At 56.4% G+C, this 21,511-nt stretch carries 22 protein-coding genes; 10 read left to right on the top strand and 12 right to left on the bottom strand.

Going from position 1 to position 21,511, the window contains the following annotated elements; genetic code table 11:
• Positions 1 to 50 precede the first annotated feature (50 nt).
• Both I8J29_RS14525 and I8J29_RS14520 read left to right on the top strand, forming a co-directional pair.
• On the top strand, positions 51 to 770 hold the full coding sequence (locus I8J29_RS14525; protein ID WP_208848289.1) for a response regulator transcription factor: 720 nt from the start codon (positions 51 to 53) through the stop codon (positions 768 to 770).
• Between the two features lie 121 nt (positions 771 to 891).
• Positions 892 to 1,656, top strand: coding sequence for a sugar phosphate isomerase/epimerase family protein (locus tag I8J29_RS14520; protein ID WP_208848288.1), 765 nt, complete (start codon positions 892 to 894; stop codon positions 1,654 to 1,656).
• Positions 1,657 to 1,705: 49 nt separating this feature from the next.
• On the opposite strand, the gene I8J29_RS14515 is transcribed toward I8J29_RS14520, so the two are convergent.
• Positions 1,706 to 2,575: a helix-turn-helix domain-containing protein gene (locus I8J29_RS14515; protein ID WP_090646962.1), complete on the bottom strand. Its 870-nt coding sequence runs from the start codon at positions 2,573 to 2,575 to the stop codon at positions 1,706 to 1,708.
• Between the two features lie 213 nt (positions 2,576 to 2,788).
• Between I8J29_RS14515 and I8J29_RS14510 the strand changes: the two genes are divergently transcribed.
• On the top strand, positions 2,789 to 3,868 hold the full coding sequence (locus tag I8J29_RS14510) for a Gfo/Idh/MocA family protein (RefSeq protein WP_208848287.1): 1,080 nt from the start codon (positions 2,789 to 2,791) through the stop codon (positions 3,866 to 3,868).
• A 67-nt stretch (positions 3,869 to 3,935) separates the two neighbouring features.
• Here the strand turns inward: I8J29_RS14510 and I8J29_RS14505 are convergent, their stop codons facing one another.
• The 6 genes from I8J29_RS14505 to I8J29_RS14490 form a co-directional block, all read right to left on the bottom strand.
• Positions 3,936 to 4,088, bottom strand: coding sequence for a DUF6254 family protein (locus tag I8J29_RS14505; RefSeq protein WP_177222383.1), 153 nt, complete (start codon positions 4,086 to 4,088; stop codon positions 3,936 to 3,938).
• 112 nt (positions 4,089 to 4,200) lie between these two features.
• On the bottom strand, positions 4,201 to 4,305 hold the full coding sequence (gene cydS / locus I8J29_RS34640) for a cytochrome bd oxidase small subunit CydS family protein (RefSeq protein WP_420831123.1): 105 nt from the start codon (positions 4,303 to 4,305) through the stop codon (positions 4,201 to 4,203).
• 30 nt (positions 4,306 to 4,335) lie between these two features.
• Positions 4,336 to 5,361 carry a cytochrome d ubiquinol oxidase subunit II gene (locus tag I8J29_RS14500; RefSeq protein WP_208848286.1) on the bottom strand — a complete coding sequence of 342 codons (1,026 nt, stop codon included), beginning with the start codon at positions 5,359 to 5,361 and terminating at the stop codon, positions 4,336 to 4,338.
• Complete coding sequence (locus I8J29_RS14495; protein WP_240546191.1) at positions 5,358 to 6,716, bottom strand: cytochrome ubiquinol oxidase subunit I; 1,359 nt, start codon at positions 6,714 to 6,716, stop codon at positions 5,358 to 5,360. Before I8J29_RS14495 ends, I8J29_RS14500 begins: the two co-directional genes overlap by 4 nt.
• Before the next feature lie 52 nt (positions 6,717 to 6,768).
• Positions 6,769 to 6,897, bottom strand: a complete 129-nt coding sequence (locus I8J29_RS34210) for a hypothetical protein (protein ID WP_276316285.1) — start codon at positions 6,895 to 6,897, stop codon at positions 6,769 to 6,771.
• A gap of 413 nt (positions 6,898 to 7,310) precedes the next feature.
• Complete coding sequence (locus I8J29_RS14490) at positions 7,311 to 8,162, bottom strand: aldo/keto reductase (RefSeq protein ID WP_208848285.1); 852 nt, start codon at positions 8,160 to 8,162, stop codon at positions 7,311 to 7,313.
• Positions 8,163 to 8,367: 205 nt separating this feature from the next.
• Here I8J29_RS14490 and I8J29_RS14485 point away from each other — a divergent pair, with 205 nt between their 5' ends.
• Together I8J29_RS14485 and I8J29_RS14480 are read left to right on the top strand one after the other, a co-directional pair.
• On the top strand, positions 8,368 to 8,781 hold the full coding sequence (locus I8J29_RS14485) for an AraC family transcriptional regulator (RefSeq protein ID WP_208848284.1): 414 nt from the start codon (positions 8,368 to 8,370) through the stop codon (positions 8,779 to 8,781).
• The gene (locus I8J29_RS14480; protein WP_338113162.1) at positions 8,742 to 9,293 is read left to right on the top strand and encodes an MFS transporter; all 552 of its coding nucleotides are present in this window, start codon (positions 8,742 to 8,744) and stop codon (positions 9,291 to 9,293) included. The genes I8J29_RS14485 and I8J29_RS14480 overlap by 40 nt, the downstream gene beginning before the upstream one ends.
• A 669-nt stretch (positions 9,294 to 9,962) precedes the next feature.
• Here the strand turns inward: I8J29_RS14480 and I8J29_RS14475 are convergent.
• Entirely contained in the window at positions 9,963 to 10,451 is a 489-nt protein-coding gene (locus I8J29_RS14475) for a MerR family transcriptional regulator (protein WP_240546189.1), read from the bottom strand.
• Positions 10,452 to 10,469: 18 nt separating this feature from the next.
• Here I8J29_RS14475 and I8J29_RS14470 point away from each other — a divergent pair, with 18 nt between their 5' ends.
• Positions 10,470 to 11,354 carry an SDR family oxidoreductase gene (locus I8J29_RS14470; RefSeq protein ID WP_208848283.1) on the top strand — a complete coding sequence of 295 codons (885 nt, stop codon included), beginning with the start codon at positions 10,470 to 10,472 and terminating at the stop codon, positions 11,352 to 11,354.
• 243 nt (positions 11,355 to 11,597) lie between these two features.
• Here the strand turns inward: I8J29_RS14470 and I8J29_RS14465 are convergent, their stop codons facing one another.
• The 4 genes from I8J29_RS14465 to I8J29_RS14450 all read right to left on the bottom strand — a co-directional run bounded on the left by I8J29_RS14465 (position 11,598) and on the right by I8J29_RS14450 (position 16,329).
• Entirely contained in the window at positions 11,598 to 14,048 is a 2,451-nt protein-coding gene (locus I8J29_RS14465) for a carbohydrate-binding protein (protein ID WP_208848282.1), read from the bottom strand.
• A 71-nt stretch (positions 14,049 to 14,119) separates the two neighbouring features.
• Positions 14,120 to 15,166, bottom strand: a complete 1,047-nt coding sequence (locus tag I8J29_RS14460) for a glycoside hydrolase family 19 protein (RefSeq protein ID WP_208848281.1) — start codon at positions 15,164 to 15,166, stop codon at positions 14,120 to 14,122.
• 354 nt (positions 15,167 to 15,520) lie between these two features.
• Entirely contained in the window at positions 15,521 to 16,015 is a 495-nt protein-coding gene (locus tag I8J29_RS14455) for a DinB family protein (RefSeq protein ID WP_240546188.1), read from the bottom strand.
• A 20-nt stretch (positions 16,016 to 16,035) separates the two neighbouring features.
• The gene (locus tag I8J29_RS14450) at positions 16,036 to 16,329 is read right to left on the bottom strand and encodes a putative quinol monooxygenase (RefSeq protein WP_208848280.1); all 294 of its coding nucleotides are present in this window, start codon (positions 16,327 to 16,329) and stop codon (positions 16,036 to 16,038) included.
• Positions 16,330 to 16,609: 280 nt separating this feature from the next.
• Between I8J29_RS14450 and I8J29_RS14445 the strand changes: the two genes are divergently transcribed.
• The 4 genes from I8J29_RS14445 (at position 16,610) to I8J29_RS14430 (ending at position 21,365) form a co-directional block, all read left to right on the top strand.
• The gene (locus I8J29_RS14445) at positions 16,610 to 17,476 is read left to right on the top strand and encodes a LysR family transcriptional regulator (RefSeq protein ID WP_208848279.1); all 867 of its coding nucleotides are present in this window, start codon (positions 16,610 to 16,612) and stop codon (positions 17,474 to 17,476) included.
• 240 nt (positions 17,477 to 17,716) lie between these two features.
• The gene (locus I8J29_RS14440; protein ID WP_208848278.1) at positions 17,717 to 19,114 is read left to right on the top strand and encodes a spore germination protein; all 1,398 of its coding nucleotides are present in this window, start codon (positions 17,717 to 17,719) and stop codon (positions 19,112 to 19,114) included.
• On the top strand, positions 19,111 to 20,271 hold the full coding sequence (locus tag I8J29_RS14435) for a Ger(x)C family spore germination protein (protein ID WP_208848277.1): 1,161 nt from the start codon (positions 19,111 to 19,113) through the stop codon (positions 20,269 to 20,271). Before I8J29_RS14440 ends, I8J29_RS14435 begins: the two co-directional genes overlap by 4 nt.
• Positions 20,268 to 21,365: a GerAB/ArcD/ProY family transporter gene (locus tag I8J29_RS14430; RefSeq protein ID WP_208848276.1), complete on the top strand. Its 1,098-nt coding sequence runs from the start codon at positions 20,268 to 20,270 to the stop codon at positions 21,363 to 21,365. The genes I8J29_RS14435 and I8J29_RS14430 overlap by 4 nt, the downstream gene beginning before the upstream one ends.
• The last annotated feature ends 146 nt before the right edge of the window (positions 21,366 to 21,511 follow it).

Raw genomic sequence — 21,511 nt, 5'->3', positions numbered from 1 at the left:
ACGTGAAAATCCATGTTGATTGGAATCAGCGTGGCAGCCGGGGGGTCAACATGACACAAAAAGTGTTGGTCATCGAGGACGAGCCGACATTGGCAAGACTGCTTTCGTACAACCTGTCGCAAGAAGGCTACGATACGACCGTGATCGACCATGGAGCGGAAGGCTTGCAGGTGGCGCTGCAGCGTTCGTTCGATTTAATTATTTTAGATATCATGCTGCCCGGCATGAACGGGTTTGAGATTTTGTCCCGCCTGCGCCAGAACGGCAACAAAACGCCCGTCATCGTGCTAACCGCGCGCAACGCGGAAGAGGAAGTCGTGCAGGGGCTGAAGCGCGGCGCGGACGATTACATGACGAAGCCGTTCGGCGTCGCGGAGCTGCTGGCCCGCGTATCCGCGGTGCTGCGCCGGACGGGACACGACGAGAGCAAGGTGACGGAATCGACGGACAAGGTCATTACGGCCGGCGATCTGTCGATTTATCCGGAACGCTACGAAGTCATCCTGAACGGCGAGACGGTGCCGCTCCGGCCGAAGGAATTCGAGGTGCTGCTGTACCTCGTCCAGCGTCCGGGGATGGTCATTACCCGCGACGATCTCATGAACGTCGTCTGGGGGTTCGATTACATCGGCGGCCAGCGGACGGTCGACGTGCACGTCAGCTCCTTGCGCAAGAAGCTGGAGCTCGGCCAGCAGTCGGTCGAGATCGAATCCATCCGCGGCGTCGGCTATAAGCTCGTCATGCCCAAGAAACTCGGATCATCGAATTGATGATTCGGGTTTTTATGCGTAATTGTCACGATTTTATAGAAGCGCGTTCCGTTCATGCCTACTGCAGGGTGCCAATTAATGGTACGATGGGCGGTGTACATACTCTAGGAGGTGTCGGGACATGATTTCCTATGGATGGTGCAGAGGCATCGAGGACGCGGAACGGATGCGGCTGCTGGGCTTTGATTTCATCGAATGCACGGTGGTGTCGCTGAACGTGGAGGATCCTGCGGCATGCCGCCGGGCACTGCCCGCGTACCTGGAAAGTCCGCTTCCCGTAAGCGTGTTCAGCATTTTTTTCCCCGGGGACTTGAAGCTCGTCGGGCCGGAGCGCGACGCGGAGCGGGTGAGGCGGTACGTGCATGGGACGGCCGAGGCGCTGCACCGGATCGGCGCCCGCACGGTCGTGCTGGGCAGCGGAAGGTCGCGCAGCCTGCCGGAAGGCTGGGACCGCGCGCGAGGCGAGGAGCAGCTGCTGTTGACGCTGGACGCGATCGCGGACGAATTCCAAGGCGCGGGCTTGACGCTCGCGGTCGAGCCGTTGAACCGGAAGGAAAGCAATATCGTGAACAGCGTGGACGAGGCGGTCGCCCTGGCGAAGCAAATCAACCGCGGCCCGGTGCGGGTGCTGGCCGATTTCTACCATATGGACGAGGAAGGCGAGGCACTGGAGACGCTGGAGCGGAACCGCGATTGGCTGGCGCACGTCCATCTGGCGGACACGGGCCGGTTGTCGCCCGGCACGGGGACGTACCCTTACGAGGCGTTCGCCGCGCGGCTGAAGGCGGCCGGCTACGGCGGGACGATCTCGGCGGAGTGCACGGTGCGGGAGCCGGAGCGGGAGCTGGAAGCGGGCTTGGCGTTCATGAAGCGCATGTTCGGCTGAAGGCGGGCCGCGGCGGAACGTTCTCCGGCAGGAAGCGGATAGATTCGAGTTAGATGCGATTCCATTCGAGCATTTTTTTCTGGAACTGCTTCGGCGAGCAGTCGTTGTATTTCTTGAACATTTTATAAAAATGCGCCATGTTCGGCATGCCGATGCGGTCCCCGACCTCGGAGATGCTGAGATCCTTCGTGAGCAGGATCCGTTCCGCCCATTTGATCTTGCGGTAATTGACGTATTCGGTGAAGGACAGGCCGATCGCCTTCTTGAAAAATTTGACGAAATAGTAATAGCTCATATTCGCCAGCTTGGACACTTCCTCGACCTGAATGCGGTCGGTCAAGTGCTCCTCCACGTAGTCGATGACGCTCCGCAGGCGCGCGCGGTCGAAATCGTCGTGATCCGCCAGCACGCGCTTCGCGTCGTTGCGGATGAGCAGCAGCAGCATCTTCTTGATCAGCATGCTGACGGCGAGCTCGTAGCCGTTTTGCTTGGAGGTGACCTCCCGGTGAATCTCGGTAATGCAGGCGGAGGCTTCGGCGCGGGCGGCTTCGTTGTCGCGGAAGATGTAATTCGCGCGGCTGAGCGGGTTTTTCGTTTCCGAGAAGAACCGCATGTACGGCATGGAGCTCTGGTCGATGAACTGCTCCAGATCGAACTGCAGCACGATGTAGTCGACGGGATTGCTCACGCTGCGGTCGCGGTGGAGCTGCCTGGAGCCGATGAGCGCGATGTCGCCGCTGCCGAGGCGGACGGCTTCTTCTTCGATATTGAGGTCGAGCTCGCCGCCGAGGACGAGCAGCAGTTCGATTTCCCGGTGGTAATGCCAATTGATGAACAAATCGCTATTCCGTTGGGCTTGAAACACTTTTATCGACAATAGAGGGTTTTCATAAACGACCTTCTCATTGTAGAATTCCACGGTACCATCCCTTCGACAGCAAAATCACATAAAACCAGGCCATTAAAGCGCCTATATTTTTGGACAAGTCTTGCACTATACTAGTTCTAGCATGCGTCCCGGCTCGGAAGCCGGCAAGCGGAACGCGGCAGCCGGAGCTTCGGGTGCAGGACGGTACGTCAACGCGCATACTACAAAGTATATCATTTCCCGACTTATGGAGGTAGAAATTTAATGGCAAAGGCTCGCGTAGGTATTATCGGCTGCGGCGGTATCGCCAACGGCAAACATCTTCCAAGCTTGGCGCAAGTGAAAGAAGCCGAAATCGTGGCTTTCTGCGATATCATCGTCGAGAAAGCCGAGCAAGCGAAAGAAAAATACGGCAATGAAGAATCCAAAGTATATAGTGACTACAAAGAAATGCTGAAAGACGCGTCCATCGACGTCATCCACGTCTGCACGCCGAACGATTCCCACGCCGCCATCTCCATCGACGCGCTGGAAGCCGGCAAGCACGTGCTGTGCGAGAAGCCGATGGCCAAAACGGCAGCCGACGCCCGCAAAATGCTGGAAGCCGCTAAGCGCACCGGCAAAAAACTCAGCATCGGCTACAACAACCGTTACCGTGCCGACAGCCGCTACCTGAAGCAAGCGGTCGACGCAGGCGAGCTGGGCGAAATCTACTTCGCGAAAGCGCACGCGATCCGTCGCCGCGCCGTTCCGACGTGGGGCGTATTCCTGGACGAAGAAAAACAAGGCGGCGGCCCGCTGATCGATATCGGCACGCACGCGCTTGACCTCGTTCTCTGGATGATGGACAACTACGAGCCGCAGGTCGTTCTCGGCCGCGCGTACCACAAGCTGTCCCAAACCGAGAATGCCGCTAACGCTTGGGGTCCTTGGGATCCGGCGAAATTCACGGTCGAAGATTCCGCGTTCGCGATGATCACGATGAAGAACGGCGCGACCGTTATCCTCGAATCCAGCTGGGCGCTGAACTCCCTGGAAGTCGACGAAGCAAAAGTGTCCCTGAGCGGCACGAAAGCCGGCGCCGACATGAAGAACGGCCTTCGCATCAACGGCGAAGAGAACAGCCGTCTGTACGTCAAGAACATCGAGCTGAACAGCGGCGGCGTTGCTTTCTACGAAGGCGCGAGCGAAACGGCCGAAGTGCTGGAAGCGGCTTGGTGGATCGATGCCGTGCTGAACGACAAAGAAACGTTCGTTAAACCGGAGCAAGCGCTCGTCGTTTCCGAAATTCTGGAAGCCATCTACGAGTCGTCCGCAACGGGCAAAGCGGTTTACTTCGAATAGTATCGGCCCTGCCGAAATAAGAAGCCCAAGGCGATTGCGCCTTGGGCTTTTTTTGTGCGTCAGTCGGTCAGTCGCCGTCCGTGCGGGCGTTCACGTAGCCGGCGACGCCGGAGGACGCTTCGTCCGACAGCTCGGCGAGCGACTTGACCTCGCCGTGCGGCTTCTGGTTCTGCTTGCGGCTCTTCCACGCGTTCTCGCGGCGGTTCTTGGGTGACGTCATAGCGCGCGCTCCTTTGCATGCTGGGTTGTCCGCGCGGTCCGCAGCCTCTTGTTTACTTGCTGGCTGCGTCGGCGGCGGCATGCCTTAGTGTGCGCGGAAGCGCGCCGGTTCATCACGCGCGGTCTCTCTTCGGCTTGCGCGCGCCCCACCAGAACAGGAAGCCGACGGACAGCAAGAGGACAAGGAACGGGGCGACGAAGATGAGAAACTTTTCGATCATGGCGGTCTCCTCCGAATCGGTTATCGGTTATTTGGCTCGCTTGCCCTGCACGTACTTCGTGTCGAACAAGAACAGGCGCATGAGCAGGTACAGCGACGGCACGAGCAGCAGCAGGCCGAGAAGGAACACCGCGATGAGCGCGATCGCCATCGGCTCGCTCGTGAAGTTATCGTGGATCGTTAAGTACGGGTACAGCACGTACGGCATGTGGCCGGCGCCGTAGCCGTAGAAGGCGAAGCCGAACTGCAGCATGACGAAGACGAACGCGAGGCCGAGCCGCTTGCGCGTCCAGACCTGGTACACGGCGACGAGGAAGCAGGCGAACGACAGGACGAACATCCAGGCGAAATGCTCCATTTGCTCGAAGTGGACGGGATTGTGGCGGCGGATCGCGAAGAAGACGAGCAGACTGCACAGAATGGTCGGGCCGCTCCAGGCGAGCGCGTACTTGCGGACGACCTCGAACGCGCCGCGGTCGTTCGCCCGGTCGGCGTAGTAACTCAGGAACATCGCCGAGATGTACAGCACGCTGACGAGCGCGAGCAGCACGACCGTCCACGAATACGTCGACGAGAACAGTTTGCCGTACAGGAAGGTGAGCTTGCCGGAGGCGTTCTCCGCAATGTAGCCGCCTTCCGAGATCGTCATGACCGTCGACAGCGAAGCGGGAATGAGCAGGCCGCTCGCGCCGTAGAGGAGCATATAGAAGCGATTGTTATTGTTCGTGCCGTACGTGTTGAACGCGTAATAGGAACCGCGGATCGCGAGCAGAATAATCGCGACGCTGCCCGGCACGAGCAGGGCGGTGCCGTAGTAATACGCCGTGTCCGGGAAGAAGCCGACGATGCCGACGAAGAAGAAGACCAGGAACACGTTCGTGACTTCCCACACCGGCGAGAGGTACCGCTGGATGATGCCGTTGATCAGATGCTGCTTGCCGGTAACGGCGCTGTAGTAGTTGAAGAAGCCGGCACCGAAGTCGATGGAGGCGACGATCAGATAACCGAACAGGAACGTCCAAAGGACGGTAATGCCGAGCAGCTCGTAGCTCATAGCCCGTCGCCTCCTTTAAAGCCTTTCGCGGCGATTTCGTCTTCCGCCCGGTTGCTGCGGAACATGCGGATGAGCACCGTGACCGCGGAGACGCCGAGCACGACGTACAGCAGGGCAAACACGACGAGCATCGTGTCGACGTGCTCCGAGGCCGTCGCGCCTTCCGACGTGCGCATGATGCCGCGGAGCAGCCACGGCTGGCGGCCGATCTCGGAGAAGATCCAGCCGTGCTCGATCGTGGCCATCGCGAGCGGCGCCGCGAGAATGATGCCGCGGAGCAGCCACTTGTTCCGGAAGACCGCGTCCCGCTTGCGGTAGAGCAGCAGCATGAAGGCGCCGGAGATGACGACCATGACGGCCACGAACGCCATCTTGAGATCGAACAGGTAATGGATGTAGAGCGGCGGATGCTCGTCTTCCGGAATGTCGTTCAGGCCGGTCACTTCCGCATTGGGCAGCCCATGGGCGAGAATGCTAAGCGCGAACGGAATTTTGAGGCCGTATTTGATCTCGTTGTCGTCCGTCAGAATGCCGCCGAGCACGAGCGGCGCCTGCTTCGTCGTATCGAAGTGCCATTCCATCGCCGCGAGCTTTTCCGGCTGGTACTTGGCCAAGTACTTGCCCGACAGGTCGCCGATGACCGCGCTGGCGAGGATGAAGACGAAGGCGGACGTCATGGTCAGCTTGAGCGCCTTCTTATAATAGACGTGATTGCGCCCCTTCAGGAGCGACCATGCGGCGATGGCGGCCAGCACGAAGGCGCAGGTCACGTAGGCGGTGACGAGCACGTGCGACACCTTCGTCGGCATGGCCGGGCTCAGCATGGCGCCGAACGGGGAGATGTCGACGATCTTGCCGCCTTCCACCTTGACGCCCGCCGGCGCGTTCATGAACGCGTTGACGATGGTAATGAAGCAGGCCGACGCGGACGAGCCGAGAACGACCGGGATGAGGAGCAGCAGATGCGTCGTTTTTTTCTTGAACCGTTCCCACGTGTATAAATAAATGCCGAGGAAGATCGCCTCGAAGAAGAAGGCGAACGTCTCCATGAACAGCGGCAGCGCGATCGATTGTCCCGCGACCCGCATGAAGGTCGGCCAGAGCAGGCTGAGCTGCAGGCCGATGGCGGTGCCGGTCACGACGCCGACGGCGACCGTAATGACGAAGCCGCGCGCCCATCGGCGGGCGAGGAGCAGGTAATGATCGTCGTTCCGCTTAATGCCGATCCACTCGGCGAGCGCGATCATCAGGGGCACGCCGACGCCGATCGTCGCGAAGATAATATGAAACGCAAGCGTAAGACCCGTGAGCATCCGGCTGTACATGACCGGATCGTAACCGCTGAGCAGCATCATGATCCCTCCCAAAGCTTGGTATGATAACGAACGTTTTGCCGAACCATGCTCGTCATTCGAACAGATAACGGGACAGGGACAGCAGCATGACGGCAGAGACGAAGAGACAGAGCACGATCAGTCGTTTTTCTTGTTTGGCGATGCGGTTGCGTTCGTTCCCGGAACGCGGTTCTCGGGCCATGCGGCATCCCTTCCCTCTGTTCGGAATTGGTGGGTACTGGTAACGTTAACCTGTATACGGCTATTATAAACGACTGTTGTGATTTATTTCACAATATTTGTGACGGGGATTTGAATGTTGTGATTTCTTTCACAATATCGACAAGAAGAAGTAGTGAGGAAAAATAAAGGTCTTTAATTGAAAATAAAGTTCTTTAACGTAAAATAAAGTTCTTTACTCACTCTGGTCGGAAATAGTTCCGATGAAAATAAAGTTCCTTGATTGTTTGCTATTACTGTAGCGGAGAGGTTGACTGGGACATTGAACCTTTTATTTAGCTGAAAGGTGAGTTTTTTGAAAACGTTAATTAGCGCACAAAAGAGCACTGACTAAGTCAATGCTCTTTGTGAAGAACTGTCGGAAATCAGTATTAATTAGATATCCAGTTTACGCGTACCAATCCATTTAACCATTTCCGGATCTCGATGGGAGAAGAACAGACTCTGTTTTGTATCCAATGAAGCAATCGACTCCATATCTGCTTCATTAAGTTCAAAGTCAAAGATATTTAAATTCTCAATAATACGGTCTTTACGAACGGATTTTGGAATCACGACGACTTCTCTTTGTGTTAACCAACGCAACACTACTTGTGCAACTGACTTGTTATATTTTTCGGCTATGCCTACGAATACCGCATTCTGAAACAGATTATTTTTACCTTCAGCAAAAGGTGCCCAAGATTCGATTTGAACGGAATGCTCTTTCATAAATTTAGCATTCTCAATTTGCTGGTTGAAGGGATGTGTTTCGACTTGATTTACAGCAGGAGCAAATTCATTATGAAGAATGAGATCGATTAGGCGATCTTCATGAAAGTTACTGACACCAATAGCCCTAATCTTGCCCTCACGATACAATTCCTCCATTGCGCGCCAAGAGCCGTAGACATCGCCGTAAGGCTGATGAATTAAATACAAATCCAAATAATCGAGCTGCAAGCGATTCAATGAATTTTCGAAGGCTTTCTTCGTACGTTCATAACCGGTATCCTGAACCCAAAGTTTTGTAGTGATAAACAGATCCTCTCTCGCCACGCCACTGCGTTTAATCGCTCTGCCGACGGCCTCCTCGTTTAGATAAGAGGCAGCGGTATCAATCAGCCGATAGCCCGCCATAATAGCGTCATAAACGCTTTGTTCACATTCATTTTCATCTCGAATTTGAAAAACGCCAAGTCCGATTATTGGCATCTCAATACCATTGTTCAACGTTACTGTTTGCATGTTAAATCAGACCTCCGTAATTAAAGTGGATTGGAAAATCAATCAATTTTCAATGCCCGTATATTCATCAGTATGTACCAAAAGTCGTAATGCTCGTTATCCCAATCGTCTCGAATCATTGCCTAATCCTCTCGCTTCAGCTTAAAAATCAAATGATTATGGCCTATAATTGAGCTGCGAAGGATGCCGGAAAGAGGAGAAGCATATGACAGAAAAGATCACAACAAAGAATCAGGAGCTCATTAGTCTCATTGAACGTTACTCAGCGGGAGATGGTGCTCATATAACGGCTATCCCAAATCTTTACTTTCTGCGCCGTTCTAATACGAGTGAGCCGACCCACGGGGTATACAAGCCCTCATTTTGCATGATTATGCAAGGTGCAAAGGAAGTCTGGCTTGGAAAGGATCGCTTCAGATATAGTCTCGCTGATTACCTTGTTTCCTCCGTACAATTACCAGTCAGTACGCAAGTTACTGAAGCTACTCCTGCTGAGCCCTATTTAGGATTGAGACTGGAATTTTCCCCCAGACAAACTCGGCTAATGCTGATACAAATTCACTTAATCGTAGGCGTATTTTGTATCCATTACTTGCTTTCGTCTTATTATTTGCAGTAAATGCCGTAAACGGGATTATTACACCTTTGCTTATCGTTAAAGAGCTTCATGGTACACATACAGATGTCGGATTGGTCGTTAGCATCTGTGCTGGATTAGAGATTCCGATTATGTTTGCACTAGGTGCTGTGGGCAGAAAGTTATCAAACCATTCATTAATGATCAGTGCCTGTTTTATCGCGATAATTTATAACGTCATCTTAAGTGTTTCTACACATTCCTGGCAGCTTATCGGCGCACAGCTTCTACAGGCGGTGTTTGTGGCGATTGTTATGGGCAATGGGTTAAGCTATTTTACTGAGCTGCTGCCAAACTCACCTGGAAGGTCCTCTGCGATTTATTACAATGGCACCATTATCGGAAGGCTGGTAGGAAATTTAGGTGGAGGGATGATCGCTCAGTTCGTCGGTATACGTGATGTTTATTGGGTTAGTCTATTTGTTGTCTGTGTTTCGTTCATTATCTTGTGGAAAGTAAGACCTCAAAAAATACTGAAACAGCATTTTAATTAATAAAATTAAATTAAGCGGTGTAGGAGACTTTTGTTATCTTATATGAAATTTTTTGTTTAAATAAAGAACTGATCGGAAATTCTTGAAAGTCAAAACAAATGACTAACACAAACAATGGATAGTGGTCCCTTTGAAGAACATTAAGGGTCACGCTAACAGCGCATTAGACGATATTCAATTTTTTGACGGCAGCTGGATCGGCTGCCGTTTTTGTGCTATCTAGGGAGTTTGGGGCCAAACTTTTAGATTTTCATTTTAGAACTTTATTTTTATTCCAGACATTTTGTATAATGCTGATTAAACAACTTTATTTTTGTGATTTCAGCCGCGGGACAACTCAAAGTCGTACAATTAAACAACAATTATTTTATCTGAATACGATATTGATCCTCTAAAAAACCCTGGTTTTACTGGACCACGGATAAAGAACTTTATTTTCCCTTACCAAGAAGGAGGCGGCGTCGGAAAAGAAAGGCTGTTAGCGGAATCAATAATGGAAGCGACTTATGAACTTGATTCGTACGGATCGCGTCAGGTTCAGGTCAAGCGCGTGCATGATCAACGGGGCACCTTGAGCCGCAAGATAAAATGGTAAAACGCATGACAAAGGAGCTGCCGCGGCAGCTCCTTTGTCAGTTCGGACTTGCTCCCCCAAACGTGCCGGTTTGCTCAGACGTCCTTCACCGGGTTCTTTTGCAGCTTATCGGATTCCTCTAGATTTTTGAAAAATAGGATTTTATCATCGACTTTCTCCAGCGTCTGTTCAAGTTCCTTCATTTGATCGATCACCTTCATGCGATACGTTTCCATGAATTCTCGCCGAGCCGTTATCGGGGAGACTTGATTATCGTTCAAGGCGAAAAACTCCAGCATCTCCCGAATGGGCATCCCCATCGCCCGAAAGTAACTTAACACCTGGAACCATACGATATCGGATTGCGAATAGTTACGATATCCATTTTCGTCCCGTGCTATGCCGTCGATTAATCCGATTTGCTCGTAGTATCGCAAGGTATGGATGCTGAGTCCCGTCTGTTCAGACACCTGTTTGCTTGAGAAATTGGTTTCCATAATTTTTAGTATACCATCGATTCGAACGCTGTTGCTATCGAGTGCACTCGATACGTTATCCTTACGTTTGTAAGCAATCTTATTCATTTTGAGGAGGACTTCATCATGCGAATTTTTGTTACGGGAGCTACGGGATTCATCGGTTCGGCGGTCGTCCGCGAACTTATCGATGCAGGGCATCGGGTTGCAGGTCTTGCCCGTTCGGACAAGTCTGCCGCAGCCTTGACGGCGGCGGGAGCGGACGTGCATCGCGGCGCCCTCGACGATCTCGACAGTCTGCGCGGCGGCGCCGCTGCTGCGGACGGCGTCATTCACCTGGCCTTCATTCACGACTTCTCGAACTTTGCGGCCGCCGCCGAGACCGACAGGCTGGCGATCGAAGCGATCGGAGAAGCGCTTGAGGGTTCCGGCAAACCGTTCGTGGTCACCTCCGGGACGCTCATGCTCGCACCGGGACGCCTTGGTACGGAAGAGGACGCGGCGATGCCGACCGCGCACCGGCGCTCCGAAGAGGCGGCAATGGCATTGGTTAAGCGCGGGGTGCGGTCGTCCATCGTCCGTCTCTCGCCATCCGTGCACGGTCCGGGCGACTATGGCTTCATCCCGACCCTGATCGAGATCGCCCGCGCCAAAGGCGTCTCCGCCTACATCGGCGACGGATCCAACCGGTGGCCGGCCGTGCATCGCCTCGATGCGGCGCGCCTCTTCCGTATGGCGGTAGAAGGCGCAGCGGCCGGCGCACGGCTGCACGCGGTCGGCGACGAGGGTGTGCCGCTCCGCGAGATCGCCGCCATCATCGGTCGACGCCTGAACCTGCCGGTGGCCGGTATTTCGCAGGAAGAAGCAGCCGATCACTTCGGCTGGCTTTCCTTCGCCGCCTCCGTCGACAATCCGACTTCAAGCGCGCTGACGCAGGAACGCTTCGGTTGGCTGCCCGAGCACGCTTCGCTTATCTCGGACCTTGAGCAGGGTCACTATTTCGAAGACTGAACGCCTAGCGGGTAGTTTCATTCAACATACACCCGGCATCAATCTCCAACTTCTTGACGGTGGCTAAGAGAGAGCGCGCGATGGACTTATTCGCGCACGGAGCACAGGTGTTTTTCGTCCCTGGCTGCTGCTGCTTCATACGAAGATGAAGAAAAGAGCCATCCGCGAGCATTGCGCGGGTGGCTCTTTTTGCGTTCCGGTGAGGGAGGGGAGGGGGTGCTCCGCGAGTTCGAGTAAGGCGATTTAGTATCGGATCAGCTCAAAGTCGTCGAACGCCGCCCAATTGCCCGCGTTCGCGTCGCTCCAGACGCCGATCTCGATGCGGCCGTTCGTAACGCGGACGTTATCGATCGCGTATTTCGCGTAATCGGCGACGGGCTGGCTTCCGATCACCGCCTGAACTTCCGCTGCTCCGTAATTCTTCGCATAGAGATGAAGCGCCTTCTGTCCGCCGCCCGATCTGGCCCAGACGCTGACGGTATAGACGCCGTTCGGCACGGCCAGCGACTGGGACGTCAGCTGCTGATACGCTCCGGCCAGCCAATGCGTCAGTTTATAGCCGCCCGTGCGCGGTTTGTCGGCATCCGCTTTGCACGCCAAGCCGGAGGCGCCATGCCACTCCGTCCAACCCTCCAGATTCCCCGTTTCGAATCCGGGGTTCTTTAACAGATTCGCCGGAGGCTGCTGCGTAACAGGCTGTTGGGCGGGAGGTTGTTGCGCGGGAGGCTGCTCGTTGGCGGGCTGTTGTTCCGTGAATTGCAGCCAATTCAAGTTGAAGCCCGCCCCGGCAGCATAGACGCGCAGCGTATTCCGGCCCGCGCCGAGAGTCGCTTCGCCGCTCACCGTCTGCCATTCCTGCCAGCCTCCGGTATTCGGCACGGCAATCGTGCTCACCGCGGTATCGCCAATCCTCAACTGCAGAGATCCGGTATCGGCTTGACTCGCTACCCGCAGCTCGACCTTATACGTCCCCGCGGCGGCGACATTCACGGCGTAGTCCATCCAATCGCCCGCTTCGATCCAGCCGACGTTCAATCCGCCGCCGGCATCCTTCGCGTTCTCGGTCTGAATGCCGCTCATGGCGCTGTATTGTTCGGCTTCGACTCTGCCGGGAATCGGCGCATAGGTCACGACGGTCGCGCCGCCGTTTCTTATCCGCTTCTGGTCCATGTACAGCGACTGCGGAGTCAGATCGGCTCCCATACCGACGCCCTCGACGACGTCCTGCGGCGCCGAACGGTCCGCGGACGGCACCTCGTACTCGACCTTGCCTGCCGCGCCGCGCGTGCCGATTACGTAGCCGCGGCCGAATTGTCTGGATTTCACGATCGCCGACTGCCCGGGAGCATACGCGACGCCGTTCGTATTCCAGACGACCGACTGCGAGGTGGTCCAACCATGCTCCACGGTTCCGTAAGGCCGGTAGACCGCTTCGATAAAATCGCCGTTCATGGTCATATTGTCGAGCAGGTTCGCCATGCTCAAATACATATGGAAGTCGGTAGCCAGACGCGGTTTATTCGACGTGCTGTCGTAAATGACATTGCCGCTGGTCCACATGTATTGGAACGTAAAGCTATGTCTTCCCAGCGTAGCCGCGGCATGCCGCACCAAATTATCTTCGCCCTGCATCAAGTAGAGGTAGCCGTTGCCGCCTTCTCCTCTATACTGCGGCTTCTGCATATGCGTGTTCTGGACCGTTACCGTGCGGGACTGGTACAAAACGATCCCATGAGAGAGCAGATGCACGTCGCTCGCGTTGGACGAAGGCTTGAAGCTGTCCACCCGATCGATCCAGCCGTTCTTGACGTTCGAGAAACCGATCGCTTTCGAAGCGTGCACGTCATAGGCCGCGGTTCCGGGCTTCTTGTAATCCAGATCCCCCCAGCTTGAACCCGGATGCTGCTTCATGCCGATGGACAATTGCTCGATCCCGACTTCCGACAGCATCTCTCCCGTTTTGTAGATCCGCGCCTTGTCTCTCGTCTTCAGCGGATAGCGGATCGGAATATCGACCGTCAGCGTGTTGGCCGCCGCGTCGATGGCCGTGATTTTCCGGCAAAACGCCGGTCCTTTGACGGTGGCGGCGTTCCACTTGCCCGACATCCCGTGTTCGGCGATAAACCCATCCGTCGCGTCGGCATGCAGGACGATAAAATCATTCGCGGCGTAACCGCTGACGCTGCCGACCGGAATCACGGTCGCCAAAGGGTTGACGTCGCCTCGGATCGGCGTCGGCGCGCTTACCGGCGTCAGCCAGTCGGCGGAACGGTCCGGCGCTACGCGAATGACCGATTTTTCGCGCATGTTCGGCGCGTCGTTGTAAAGGAACGTGGCGGTTTTGCCGGCTCCCCGCAGCACGACGTTGTTCGTCTTGATCCACAGCGCGCTGGAGCTCGTTCCTTGCGGACGAACGCGGTACGTGCCCGCTGGCAAGTAGACGACGCCGCCTCCCGCGGCGCCGGCCGCGTTGATCGCGTTCTGGATGGCCGCCGTCGAATCCGCGTTGCCGCCGGCGTCCGCTCCGTATTGGGTCACGACGTTATAGACGGAGCCGGGCGGCGTGGACGGAATTTCCTTTTCGCCCCGCCAATAGCCCGCGTACGAAAAATCGTGAAGAAAGCTTCCCTGGGCGTCTTTATACCCCGGCGTCCAATGCTCGGGATATAAGGAGCTGCGCCATGATTGCGCCATTGTAGAACCTCTTTCTCTTGCCGTTTGGGCAAGACGTATTCGTGTGCGTTATGCCTCGTGCCGGCCGCGCGTCAGCAGGATAGATGACCGCCAGGATCGACGCCGAGCATGGCGCAAATCTTCTTGTATTGCTCCACGCGGTTCGGCACCGCGCCGCCGCCGCCGCGGTTGCACTCCAATGCGCCGTTAATGGTCCGGATGGTTTCGCCGAAGCCTTTCGATTGAACCATGGCCTGATGGCAGGTCATCGTGCCGGCGCCCGTCTGCGTGTTCCAGAACCACAGCGCGGTTTTCATCGCAACGGCAGGGTCCTGCGCGACGAGGTCCGGATTGGAAAGCAGGGGAAGACCGAGCGCTTCGCCGGCGGCGCCGTAATTGTAGTTCCAGCTGATCTGCAGCGGCCCGCGACCGTAATATTGCTTGCCGGGAACGACCTTGTATTTGCTGTTATAGTCGAAATAGTGGTTATAGTTGGCTTTGTTCGCCTCGACGATGTGATACAGGCCGCCCGTTTCATGATGGATATTGGCCAGGAACGCCGCGGCTTCCTGACGTTCGACCGCATGGCCGCCCGTTTTGGCGAAGGCGGGGTAGGCGGCCGTGGCGGCAACCAGGCCGGCGTAGGTGTAGAAACGGTTCCGGGACGGGAAGATTTGGTTGAACTGCTGCTCGGTTACGACGAATCCGGTTGAAGGCTGCGAGTCGGGCGTGCCCGGATTCGGACTCGATAGCGCGGTAATCGTGAATTCTTCCCAGCCCGACGCCGCGGGCCGATTCGCGTACAGAACGCCGCCCAGATTCATATCGGCGCATACGAATAGATCGTTGGCCACGGCTTGCAGCGCGAACTTGCCGTTGCCGCGGTCGATGCGTCTGAATTTCTCCCACGCTTGAATCGTGGCGGCTCTCGCGATCAGCTTCGTATGATCATTCAAATCGGCGGTCACGTATTTGCGATTGGCGGCGGAGAGGAAGGAGATCGTACCGTCGGCGTTGGTCACGACATCGAAGGTTTCCCAGCCCTTCGCCGCCGTTCGATTGGCAATGAGCGGACGAGCGCCCTGATCTTCGGCCGAGACATAGTTATTGTTGAATGCGGATTTAATTCCGGCGAGCATGTGATAACCTCCAAATCGCGTAGAATGAAAGAGTTGCGGCCTTCGAATGAATTGTAGGTGCAGAATTCATTTCATACAAATCATGAAATACAAGCCATTTCATCAATAATTTTATGAATCTCGAAAATTTTAGAATACTTTTATCCAATTAAAGGAGGATAGTAGAGGAAATAAGCCATTTATCCTAAACAAAACATGATTATAGCAACGGAAGTAATGCGCGTGTCTTCTATTAAATAGGCCGATAGCATCGGGACGCGCGCCGGAGGGAAAAACGAGAAAACGGCAAAAAGACCGGTCTGCGCCGGTCTTTTTGTCGTCGGATTCAATGGGTTGTTCGATCGCGATGGACGGTTATACCGTGACGTCCACGTAAAACGGCGGCGTTACGCCGAGCATGCGGGCATAGACGAAGAGCTGGCCTTTATGATGGGCCTCGTGGCCGATCAGGCGGTGGAGAATTTCCGCGATCGGCTCGGTGACGTTCAACAGTGCGATCGTCGCCGGCTCCCGCAGCTCGGATTCCGCGTAAGAGGCAAGCTTTTGTTCGTGTTCGGCCGTCAGCCGCAGCAGCAGCTCGCGCGTTTCGGCCAGCGTCGGCGGCACGGGCGGGACGAGCATCTCGCGTTCTTCGATGGCGGAGAAGAAGAAGTCCGGCGTCGCGGCGAGATGGTGGACCAGCTCGATGGTCGTCATGCCTCCCTCCCATGGGCGCCAGCCCCCGCCCGATTCCGGCAGCAGCGCGACGAGCTCGAGCAGGGCGTTGCGGTTCATTTTCCAGCGTTTCATGATTTGTTGGACGGGCGTGAGTTCGGTCGGGGTTATCGTTGTCGCGGTCATCGTTGTCATGGCGGTGTCCTCCTGGATGGTTAGTTGGATAGCGTATTTAAACGGTACACGTCCCGGCGATCGATGAATGTCTTCGCGGCCCGGCGGTAGGCCCGATAATGCGAAGCGTCGAGATGCCCGGCAAGCGCCGCTTCGTTCTTCCATACCTCATATAACACGAACTGTTCCGGACAGGACCGGCTTTCGTGCAGCACATACGTCAAGCAGCCTTCTTCGGAGCGCGAGCTTGCCGCGAGCTTGAGCAAGACCTCCCGAAGCTGTGCCGCATATCCTTCCCGACCCTTCAGCAGGGCGACGATCGTAATGGTTTCCATGAAGCTCTCCTCTTTCATTTCCATGGAGACGGCCGCGGATACGGGCTCGAACGCATAGGCGGACCTTCGCGGGGAAGCCTAATATTCATGCGCGATACCCGGACCGGCGAATATCTTCCTCGGCTGCGTTGTCACCGTTATGCGCCTCCTCGAAAATAAGTTTTCGGCGCGCGGCGTCAAGCAGCGCGTCCTGCCGCAGCCATACTGTAACACTCCGAATCCGCGGATTGTACTACCGCTCTGTTTGGTGGGGAATAACGCAAAGTTAGGAGGAATGCACATGAGGATGGAATGGCTGGAGGCTTTTCGGCAAACGGCGGAGACGAAGAGCTTGACGAAAGCCAGCGAATCCCTGCATATCAGCCAGCCTGCGCTGAGCAAGCAAATCCGCAACTTGGAGACGGAGCTCGGGGCGCAGCTGTTGACGCGTTCGTCCGTGGGCGTGGCGCTGACGCCCGCCGGCCGGATTCTGCTTGAACGAAGCAAGGTCATCGCGAACGAAGTGAACGCGATGAAGCGGGAGATCGCGCTCATGCAGGACGAGGGCAAGGTCGACCTCACGATCGGTTCCTGGCCGAGCGTCGCCACGATATTTCTGCCCGCCCGCATTGCCGGCAACCGGCAGGCGACCACGAAGCTGGAGATCAAAATCCGCGTTTTTTATTGCTTTCATGATTTTCTGACGCATCTGGATAACGGCATTCTCGACGCCGCTTTTTTCGACGACCGGGGCGTGAAGCACGCGTATCATTCGACCCCCGCGTTTACGGAGCCGTTCTATCTGTTCGTGAACAACCATCATCCCTTGTACGGGAGCAGAGACGAAGTATCGTTCGACGAGATCAAGCAGGAAACCTTCGTCATGCTGCCGGACGGCTGCGACGTGCGAATGCTGGTCGACGAGGCGTTCGCCGCAAGAGGCGAGCAGCTGAACGTCGCGCTCGAAATCGAGCTGGGCCAAAGCATCCTTGGCTTCATCCATGCCAATCTGGGCATCTCCATTCTGCCCGCCATCTTCATCAGCCAGATGAAGCCGACGATAAAAGCGATCCCCATTCAGGATTTCGAATCGTACCGCCAAATCTCGGTCATCACGCGCGACGAAGCCGTAAGCAAGCGGCTGCTGAGCTTTATGTTCAACCCGTGATTCCCATGCCCCGTCCGCGCGTAAATTCATGAATCGCCTCTCAGGCAGCAGCCGTCATCGTGGACGGAGCTGTCTTTTTGTTTGCATTCGCGGGGCAGGCCAACCGGGCTTGACAGGGTGGGGCGGCCGCCCGTCGCGGGCGCGCCGGACGTCGCGCCCGGCGGCGCGGCGAAAGGGTATAAAGGGGGGGCAATCCGAACAAGTTAAGGACAGAGATGTTGGCATAAGGTGGTAAACAGCATGGAATCGAGCCTTCCTTTGAATGTGGACGAGCGCGTCGGGATCAATCACGATGCGCTGCGGCGCGTTTTTCAGCATTGCGCGGACATCGTGTTCAGGCCGCTGAAGCTCCCGGATCGCGCCGAGCTGCTGCTCGTCTATATCGACGAGCTGACGGATTCGACTAAATTGGAGCAGATCATATCGACCTGCATGCTTAGCCGCGATTTCGATCGGATGACGCAGTACGAGAGCGTCACGCGCTTGTCGGAGGTCGTCGCCAAAGTGTTGAAAGGCTGCACCGCCATTTTTTTGGACGGCCGGCCGGTGGCCTATCTGGCGGAGCTGACCGCGTTCAAGCAGCGCGCCATCGCCGAACCTTCCAATGAAGCCGCCATTCGCGGGCCGCGCGAAGGTTTTACCGAGGACCTCAAGACGAACCTCAGCCTGATTCGGCGCAAAATCAGCCACCCGAGCTTGAAGTTCGAGCGGCATCAAGCGGGCGAACTGACCAATACGGAGTTCGTCGTCGCCTATATCGAAGACGTGGTCAAGCCCGGGCTGCTTCAGGAGGTAAGGCGCAGGCTTCAGACGATACATACGAATCAGCTGCTGGATTCCGGATATATCGAAGAATACATCGAAGACCGCAGGCTGTCCCTGTTCCCTCAGATCCAGAACACGGAACGCCCGGACACCGTCTCCGCGAGCTTGCTGGCGGGCCGGATCGCCATCATCGTCGACGGCTCCCCCAATGCGCTGCTGCTGCCCATGACCTTCTGGGCGGGCCTTCAAGCGGCGGAAGACCATTACGAGCGCTTCATCTACGTCTCGGCCGTCCGGATGCTGCGGCTGCTGCTCGCCATACTGTCCTGTTTGCTGCCTTCCATCTACGTCGCGCTGACGACGTTCCATCCGCAGATGATCCCGCTGGCGTTGATGCTGAGCATCTCGGCCTCCCGGGAAGGGATTCCGTTCCCGACCGTCATCGAAACGCTGCTCATGGAGCTGATGTTCGAGGGGCTGCGGGAAGCGGGACTTCGCCTGCCCAAGGCGATCGGTTCGGCCGTGAGCATCGTCGGCGCGCTGGTGATCGGGGAGGCGGCCGTTCAAGCGGGCTTCATCTCCGCCCCGATCGTCATGATCGTGGCCGGCACGGGCATCGCGTCGTTCGCGTTCCCCAGCTACAGCCTGGCGCTGCCGTTTCGCATCCTGCGGTTTCCGCTGCTGGTCGCGGGCGGCTTCCTGGGTCTGTACGGCGTGGCGATCGGCATCATGTTCATCATGATTCATCTGGTCACGCTCAAGTCGTTCGGCATGCCGTACTTAAAGCCCGTCGCGCCGATCGGGAAAAACCTATGGAAGGACTCGCTGGTGCGCATGAACAAACGCTTCGTGCCGGCGCCCAAAAAGCCATGAAATGTCTACGCGCGGCAGGCTGCTTGTTGGTCATGCTCTGTCTCTCCGGCTGCTGGGACCGGAACGAAATCAACGATTACGCGTTCTGGATCGGCACGGGGCTGGACTTGTCGGAGGACGGGAAACTGAAGAAAAGCGCGCAGATCGCCGTGCCGGCCGGGTTCAAGAGCACGACCGAAGGCGCGGGCAGCGGACAGCGGGCCAACATCGTCATCTCGGCGTCCGGTTCCTCGATCGTCGACTTGGAGCAGCAGGTGCAGGACAAGCTGCCCCGGAGAATTTTCCTCGGCCATCGCCGGTCCATCTTCATCGGCGAGCGGCTCGCGCGCAAGGGCATCATCGACGTGATGGATCAATTCACGCGCAATACCGATACGCGGATGCGGACGGATATCTTCGTCGTGAACAACGGCGAGGGACGGGACGTGCTCGAGATCAACAGTCCGTTCAATCAGTTCTCGGCGATCGTGGCCGTCGATCAAGACCGGTTTTGCCGTCTGGGCGATACCGCCTTGAGAGACGTGCTGCTGGACGTCGGGCGGGACGGCGTCCGGCCCTCCATGCCGATGGTGGAGATCTCGCCGAAGAACGGGCAAGAGAAGAACGAAATCATCGAAGTGAAGTCCGTCGCGATCTTCAACCGGCAGCTGCAGATGGTCGGCGAAGTGAGCGGCCGCGAATCCCTGGAATTGTTTTGGGTCAAGGGGGTGCTCAAAAATCAATTTCTGACGGAGGAAACGGGGGGAGGCACCGTCTCGCTGTACGAATCCAACTTGAAAAAAACCATCCGCACCCGAATCGACGGCAACCGGCTGAAAGCCTTCGTGAAGCTGGAGGGGACCGGAAGGGTGCTCGAAAACAACACGAATATCGACATCTCCGCTTCCTCCGAGCGGATTCCGCTGGAACGCAAGCTGAACGCCATCAAAGCCAAGCAGGTCGAAGCCACGATCAAGAAGGTGCAGCTCCAGTACGGGCAGGACGTGTTCGGCATCGGCGAAGAACTTCACCGCGAGCATCCGTACGAGTGGAAGAAGCTCCGGGGCAAGTGGGACCAATTGTTTCCGACCGTCGAGGTGTCGGTCACGGTCAAACTGAAAATCCAGAACACGGGCGGGATCGGCAAGCGCATCCCGGGAATAGGAGACCGCGCATGAAGATTTCGCCTTGGCAGTTGTTTTGGATGTTTACGACCCTGGAAATTTCGATGAGCATCTGGCTGACCGTGGCGCCGACGATCGAGACGGCCAGGCAGGACGCCTGGATTTCGCTGGCGGTGGCCGGCGTCATCGGACTGTTCGTGACGCTGGTCCTGATCCTGGTCAGTCAGCGGCATGATTCGCTGACGCTGGTGGAGTTCGCGCAGAAGCTCGTCGGGAAGTGGATCGGCTGGCTGATCGGCGCGCTGTACATCGCGGTCTGGTTTTCGGTCTCCGCGGATATCCTGCGGATCTTCTCCTTGTTCATTAAGCAGTATCTCTTTCACGACACGCCGATTTGGCTCATCGCGTTTCTCATGGTCGCCGCCATGACGTACATCAATTACGCCGGCAGCGTCGAAGCGATCGCCCGTTTCAGCGAGATGGCCGGTCCGCTGCTCCTGGCGGGCATCCTGGTGACGTTTAGCTTGAACGTCACCAATTTGCACGTCGATCTGCTGCTGCCCGTCTATGCGGACTCCGGGGCGCTGTCCATTCTGAAAGGCTCGCTGGTGAACGCGTCGTTCCTCGGGGAATCCATGATGATCATGATGCTGACGCCCTTCATCGCCAATTCCAAGAAGATGCTGAAGCCGACGCTGCTCGCGATCTGCGTGCCGTCGCTGATCGCCGTCGTCACGTCCGTCATGGTGATCATGACCTTCGGAACGAACATCGGATCCACCCTGGTCTTTCCGTATTTCAGCATGGTTCGCTTTATCAATTATCTGGAATTCATTCAAAATATGGACGTATGGATCATGTTCATCTGGATTTTCAGCGTATTCGTGAAGCTGGCCATCTACTTGTTCATCAACAGCTACGGAACCGCGCAGTTGTTCGGCGTGAAGAACTGGCGGATCATGATCGGATTCGTGGCGGCCGCGATCTTCGCGATTTCCCTGGTTCCCGCGAATGTCATCGGCATCTTGGATTATGCGACCTTCGTGTGGATCCCGTATATTTTCCCGATCTTCATCGTCGCGCTTCCGCTGCTCTTATTGCTCGTCAGCATGGCCAGGGGCCGGACGCTCGCGCCCGAGGGGCAGTAGACCGACCCGAAGGGCCGGGCCGCTTGCGGGACACGCATAAATTAATTTATAGCCGCTCCGTTATTTTGTGATTTGTTGTCGAGGCGACGGACCCTTACACTAAGCAACGTGCGGATCCGGCATCCGCAGCAGGCCAGTCCATAGAC

It is taken from the genome of Paenibacillus artemisiicola, assembly GCF_017652985.1.
GTDB classification, from domain to species: domain Bacteria; phylum Bacillota; class Bacilli; order Paenibacillales; family Paenibacillaceae; genus Paenibacillus_Z; species Paenibacillus_Z artemisiicola.
This window is presented reverse-complemented; position numbering and strand designations above follow the sequence as displayed.